Genomic DNA, 6,130 nt, shown 5'->3' on the forward strand with positions numbered 1-6,130 from the left:
CAATCACCACCGACCCCACACCGGCATCGGCGGAATGACACCAATCGAGCGCCTACGCGTTCACAACCTACCCGTGAAGAACACCTAGGCGAGTGAAGGTCGAGGCTCGCTGACGCTCGTCGCATCACCGCGGCCACTCCCGTGAGATCGGCTTTCACGGTGTCCCGGCGCGGGGCCGGCTTCGTGGTTCTGACCGCGGGGCGTGCGGACACGGCCGACCCGGTGCGCCTGTCCGGAGCCGAGTGTCTCGGCCCGCTGTCGGCGCTCGAAGCGCCGCCGGCCGGGGCGGAGTCGGTCACGTCCGCGTGGGCGACACCGGTCCCGCAGGCCAGGGCTGCGCCCATACCCAGCGTTATCGCACCGAGCCCCAACCAGTTGGCAGATCCCGCTGTGCTGCCCCGCTGCACTGGATTACCCATCGTTCCTCCACTCACTTACAAACCATCGTGCATGTTTGTTTTTACTGTAATGTAGATCACTCTCCGGCGGCAAGTACGACCCGGCCGCACCCAGCGCCGGATCCGTCCCGCCCGGCGCTAGGGATGCACGCGGCGCTTCGAGTGCCCTGTCGCGCGGGCCGCATCGGGGTCCGGCGCCACGGCGCGCGGCGCGGGCGAGGAACCCAGACCCGATCTCGGCGCCGGGCGCCCCGGCCGGTCCCCGTCGTAACCGGTGTTGATGATCTTGCGTAGCGGCTTGTCCAACGCATCGACGGCCTTGTCCGGCACGCCGATGGCCCGCAGCGGTCGCGTCAGGGGCAGCTCGTCGGTGGGCACCACGATGTGGGTGGTGGTACCCCCCAGCGAGTTGGTGGTGGTGGTGACCACGTTGCGCGGATCGTCGAGATCCACGCCGCCCTTGTTGGGATGCAGATAAACCACCCCGGCAAGCGCGTTCAGATCGGCAAGCAGATTCAGTGGGTGGTCCGGAAAGTCGGCGTAGCCGTCGTATTCGTGCACGATTTCGGTTGTGTCATAGGGTGTTTCGACCGGAGCCTGCGGGATCGTGGCATCCAGGATGGGAATGTGCAGGTGCGGGAGCTTCGCCAGGAGCCCGCCATCTCTGTTGGTGGGGTCACCGATGGTCACAAAAGAGATGTCCGCCGGCGGGTCGGGTTGGGCCATCAAGGCCCGCTTCTCGTAGTTGACCACCACCGCACCCTGACTCAGCCCCACCACCGTCACCGGGCCGTCCGCGTCCGCCACCGCGCTGTCGAGATTCGCCACCCCGATCGCCACCGACCGGTCCAGCGTCAGCTTCCCCCGGAACGGCCACAGTTGCGCCGGATAGCGCACACCGACCGGATCCGGGTCGCCGAAGATGCCCTGTTCGTACAGTGCGTGCATCATCCGCTCCGACGGCATGCTGGTCCCCGTGCCGCCGACGACCAGCACCTCGCCGGCGGCCGGATCCGCCGGGGCATCGGCCAGCGCGACCGCGGGTGTCCCGAGCGACGCCACCACGGTCAGCATCGCGAAACCGCTATATACCGCCGCACGACCGGTGCCACGACCTGATCCCATGTGAACTCCTGACCCTCCTGGCTGAGCGCGGGTGACCCAACAAACAATCCTGAATGTATGTGACTTGAACCATAGCAGGATCGCGCTCACCGACCCGAGACTCTTGCGGCCGGCCCCGGCGTACCACCGCCCGTCCTTATCGGCGCTGTCCGGGGTTTCGCAAGCCGCACCGATCAGCGCGGCGACTCGACGGGATGGGCGACTCAGGCGCCCGGGGCCGCGTGAGCGCCGTGTCCCTTCTGCCGATACATCGCCAGGTCGGCGTGGGTGAGCAACGAGTCGAGGGTCTCCCCGTCGCGCGGGAACAGGCTCACGCCGACACTGCCGGCCAGGTGTACATCGATGCCGTCGACCGGTAGCGGCGCCCCGAGCGCCTCGACGATCCGCCGCGCCGTGGCCTCGGCCCGGTCGGCGTCGCAGGGCGGAAGAAGCAGGACCAGGAATTCGTCGCCGCCGAGGCGCGCGACGGTATCTGGCGGCCCGACCAGTCCGAGCAACCGCTCGCCCACGGCCCGCAGCACGGCGTCACCGAAAGCGTGGCCGTAACGGTCGTTGACCACCTTGAAGCGGTCCATGTCGACGAACAGCACCGCGAACATGTCGGCGCTGCTGCGGGCGAGCGCGATGGCGTGCTCGACGCTCTGTACGAGCAGATTGCGATTGGCCAGCCCGGTCAAGGCATCGTGAGTGGCCAGGTGGCGCAACCGGCGTTCGGCATGCCGGTATTCGGTGATGTCGCGAAACGACCAGATTCGTCCGTAGCTGCGGCCGTCCCGGCCGATCACCGGGCCGGAGAGCCGGTGCAGTATGGTGCCGTCGACGAGTTCCACCTCGTCGGAACTCGTCTCGTCCGAACGTTCCGGCATCGATGTGCCGAACGTTTCCGGGTCTTTGGTCCGGCCGATGATGAATTCGAGCAATCGGGCGTCGGCGATCTCGGGAGGAATCCCCCACACATCCCTGAACCGTTGATTGTGGATGATGGTTCGATTGTCACGATCCACGACCAGGATCGCGTCCGGGGCGTTCTGCACCATGGCCTCGAAAAGGGCGGTCTCCGTACGTAATTGCTCTTCCATGCGCTTCTGCTCGCTGATGTCGACACCGATGCCCATCCAGCCGGGCCGGCCGTCGTAGTCGAATCGCAACGCCTGAAACACATGCGGCGCCTCGGTCCCGTCTTTGAACACATACCGCATCTCACCCCTGGTGGTACCGCTCTCGAAGAGCCCGTCGATCAAGTCGGCGGCCAGCCCGCGGTCTGACGCGGCGATGAACTCGAACGGGTGCATCGCCGCCAGATCCTCGTCGGAGTACCCCGTCGTCTGCGCCATGGTCCGATTCCAACGCAGCAGTCGCATGCCCTCGTCGTAGTGGAAGAAGATGCCCGGCAGGCTGTTGATGATCGCGTCGGCGTAGTCGCGCTCCTGACTCACCTTCGCCTCGGCGCGCCTGCGATCGGTGACGTCTCGGCCGAGGAGGGTGAAGACGTCGCCCTCGGCGGCGAGCAACGACCAGACGACATGCCGGATGTCGCCGGAGCGGTGCCTACAGCGACACTCGACGTCGCAGATCACCTCGCCGCGCGCGGCGGCCCGCACCGCGGCCAGCATGGACTCGACGTCCTCGTCGTGGATCAGGGTGGCGAACGCCGACCCGGCCAACTCTTCGGGCCGGTAGCCCAACATCGATTCGGCCGCCGCACCGGCGACGACCACGTCGCCGCGGTGGTCGACCGACACGATCACGTCCTGCGAGTGCCTCAGCAGCAGTCCGGCCAAGCGCTCCTGGTGGCCGGCCGCGCGCTCGGCGACCCGCACGAGTGCCCGGCCCAGGCCGGCCGCGTCACTTGATGAGAGGTAGTCGGCGGCCCCCCGCCGTATCAGTTCGACGGCGACATCGACCGCCGGCCGGTCCGACACCACGACAACCGGACTCCCGCTCAGCGCGCTCCTCTGCAGAACCGTTGGCGCCCAATCGTCGTCGACGATTACGACCTCAGCGCGCCAGTCGCGGACATCGTCGGGATGCCGAGTCCGGTCGACGTGCACATCCGAACCGGTATCGCGAAGGGCATCGCCGAGGATGGCGGGGTCGGCGAAGGGATCGCCCACCACCAACACCCGCCGGATCGCCATGCCTCATCCCAACCTTTGGCAGCCGTCTGGAACTCCGTAGGGAAAGCGTGCCAGACGAAGGACCGGGAGGTGACCCGAGACTCTTGCGACATATGCAACTTTGCGCATATATTTCCGGGCATGGGATCGGGACACGACCACAGCCACGGCGGCGGCGATGCGCGGGTGAGCCGAATGCTCATCGCCGCGGGCATCTTGACCGTGTTCTTCGTCGTCGAGCTGACCACCGCGCTGATGATCGACTCGATCGCGCTGCTTGCCGACGCCGGCCACATGCTCACCGACCTGGTGGCCATGTTCATGGGGCTGACCGCGGTGTTACTGGCCCGCCACGGTCCCGCGTCGGCGGCGCGGACCTACGGCTGGCATCGCGCCGAGGTGTTCACCGCCGTGGCCAACGCCGTGCTGCTGCTCGGCGTCGCCGCGTTCATCCTCTACGAGGCGATCGAGCGGCTCGGCAACGCGCCGGAGATCCCCGGCGTCCCGATGATCGTGGTGGCCATCACCGGCCTGGTCGCCAACTTCGCCGTGGTGCTCCTGCTGCGCTCACAGTCGCAGGAGAGCCTGGCGGTCAAGGGCGCCTACATGGAGGTGGTGGCCGACACCGTCGGCAGTATCGGCGTGCTGATCGCCGGCATCGTGAACGTGACAACCCACTGGCCCTACGCCGACGTGGTGGTCGCGGTGTTCGTCGCGCTCTGGGTACTGCCGAGGGCGATCGGGCTGGCCCGCGCCGCGCTGCGGATCCTGTCCGAGTCGTCACCGCAACACATCGACGTCGACGAACTGCGCGCCGCGCTGGCCGCCGTCAACGGGGTCACCGAGGTGCACGACCTGCACGTGTGGACGCTGGTGCCCGGCAAGGACATGGTGACCGCCCACCTCACCAGCACCGGGGACTCCGACCGCGTGCTCGACGACGCGAGGGCGGTGCTGTCGGCTCGCGGGCTCGACCACGCCACCGTCCAGGTCGAGCCGCCCGGATGCGCTGACGGCTGCCCCGGTCAAACCGACTGGTGAGCTAGTTGACCGCCCCGCCGCGCTGGCCCATCGGCCTGCGAGCGGCGATCAGCACCGCGATCCCGGCCACGGCGGGCTGGGCCGCCGGGGCGATGGGTTCCGGGTTGATCGCGACGCTGGGCGCGTTCACCGCCCGCTTCGGCGGCGACCGCCCGTACGCCAACCGCGCGATCGAGCTGGCGACGGTCGCGGTGTCGCTCGCCGCGGCGGTCGCCCTGGGCGACTGGTCCGCCGAGGTGCCGTGGATCGGCGTGCTGACGGTGTCGGCGGTAGCGGTCGCGGCGGTGTGGTTGTGCAATGCGCTGGCCGTCGGGCCGCCCGGGGCGTACGTGTTCGTGGTGGCCTGCGCGGCCGGTATCGGGGTGTCGGCCGCCCACCTGGCGCCCTGGACCGTCGGCCTGCTGGTGCTGGGCGGCGGCGCGGTGGCCTGGCTGGTGCAGATGGCCGGCGCGCTGGTCGGCTTCCGCAAGCCCGAGCGCACGGCAGTGGCCGCCGCGGCCGCTGCCGTCGCCGACTACCTCGAGGCCGCCGGATCCCCCCAGGAACGCGCGGCCCGCCACCGCGCTGCCGGCGCCCTGCACCGGTCGTGGAGCGTGCTGGTCAACTATCAGCCGCTGCCCGCGCCACCAACCAGCGTGCTGCACCGGCTGCGTGCGGCCAACCACGCGGTGCACGTCCTGTTCAGCACGGCGGTGGCCGCGGCCGCGGACGGCCGTGCCCCCGCGGCCGGCGCGGCCGAGAAGGCCCGCAGGCTCGGTGCCCTGGCATTGGCACCGGAGACAGTGGCGACCCGCCCGGCCGACCGAATCCCGCTGGGCAGCCCGCCGCTGGCGACGGTTCTGCGGCGGGCCGTCAGCCCCGGCTCGCACATCCGCCACGTGATGGCACGGGTCGCGATCGGTGCGCCACTGGCCGGAGCAGCGGCGATGTCGCTGGGGATCGACCACGCCTACTGGGCGATGGCGGCCGCGGTACTGGTCCTGCACCAGGGCGCCGACCGCAGCCGCACCCTGCGCCGCGGCGCCGAGCGGCTGCTCGGTACCTGGGTGGGCCTGGGACTGGCCGGAGTGATCCTGTCGCTGCATCCGCACGACCTGTGGCTGGTGCTGCTACTGGCGGCGCTGAATTTCGCCATCGAACTCCTGGTGGTCGGAAACTATGCCCTGGCAACGGTTTTCATCACGACGGCGGCGCTGACGATCTCCTCGGGAACCCATGCGGTGGACATCGGTCACCTGCTGGCGGCCCGCGGCATCGACACCCTGATCGGCTGTGCGGTCGGCGTGGCGGTGTACCTGGTGGCCAGCCGATGGCAGGAGTCGACCCGGTTGACCGACGCGATCGCGCGCACGCTGGAGGCGGCTGCGGCGGTCTTCGGCCACCTCGCCACCGGCGATGCCGCCGGGCTGGCGGCCCGCGCGGCCCGCCGCGACCTGCAGACCGCCACGA

At 69.4% G+C, this 6,130-nt stretch carries 4 protein-coding genes; 2 read left to right on the forward strand and 2 right to left on the reverse strand.

What is annotated here, in order from left to right:
• Positions 1 to 536: 536 nt before the first annotated feature.
• Positions 537 to 1,523, reverse strand: coding sequence for a PE-PPE domain-containing protein (locus MSZK_RS30330; RefSeq protein WP_099252230.1), 987 nt, complete (start codon positions 1,521 to 1,523; stop codon positions 537 to 539).
• A 203-nt stretch (positions 1,524 to 1,726) separates the two neighbouring features.
• Positions 1,727 to 3,661 (reverse strand): sensor domain-containing diguanylate cyclase, encoded by a 1,935-nt coding sequence (locus MSZK_RS30335; RefSeq protein ID WP_099252231.1) that lies wholly within the window; start codon positions 3,659 to 3,661, stop codon positions 1,727 to 1,729.
• Positions 3,662 to 3,781: 120 nt separating this feature from the next.
• Between MSZK_RS30335 and MSZK_RS30340 the strand changes: the two genes are divergently transcribed.
• Entirely contained in the window at positions 3,782 to 4,681 is a 900-nt protein-coding gene (locus MSZK_RS30340) for a cation diffusion facilitator family transporter (protein ID WP_099252232.1), read from the forward strand.
• 5 nt (positions 4,682 to 4,686) lie between these two features.
• A partial coding sequence (locus MSZK_RS30345) for an FUSC family protein (protein WP_099252233.1) occupies positions 4,687 to 6,130 on the forward strand: 1,444 nt, incomplete at its 3' end.

The sequence above is a fragment of the Mycobacterium sp. shizuoka-1 genome (assembly GCF_002723835.1).
Classification (GTDB): domain Bacteria; phylum Actinomycetota; class Actinomycetes; order Mycobacteriales; family Mycobacteriaceae; genus Mycobacterium.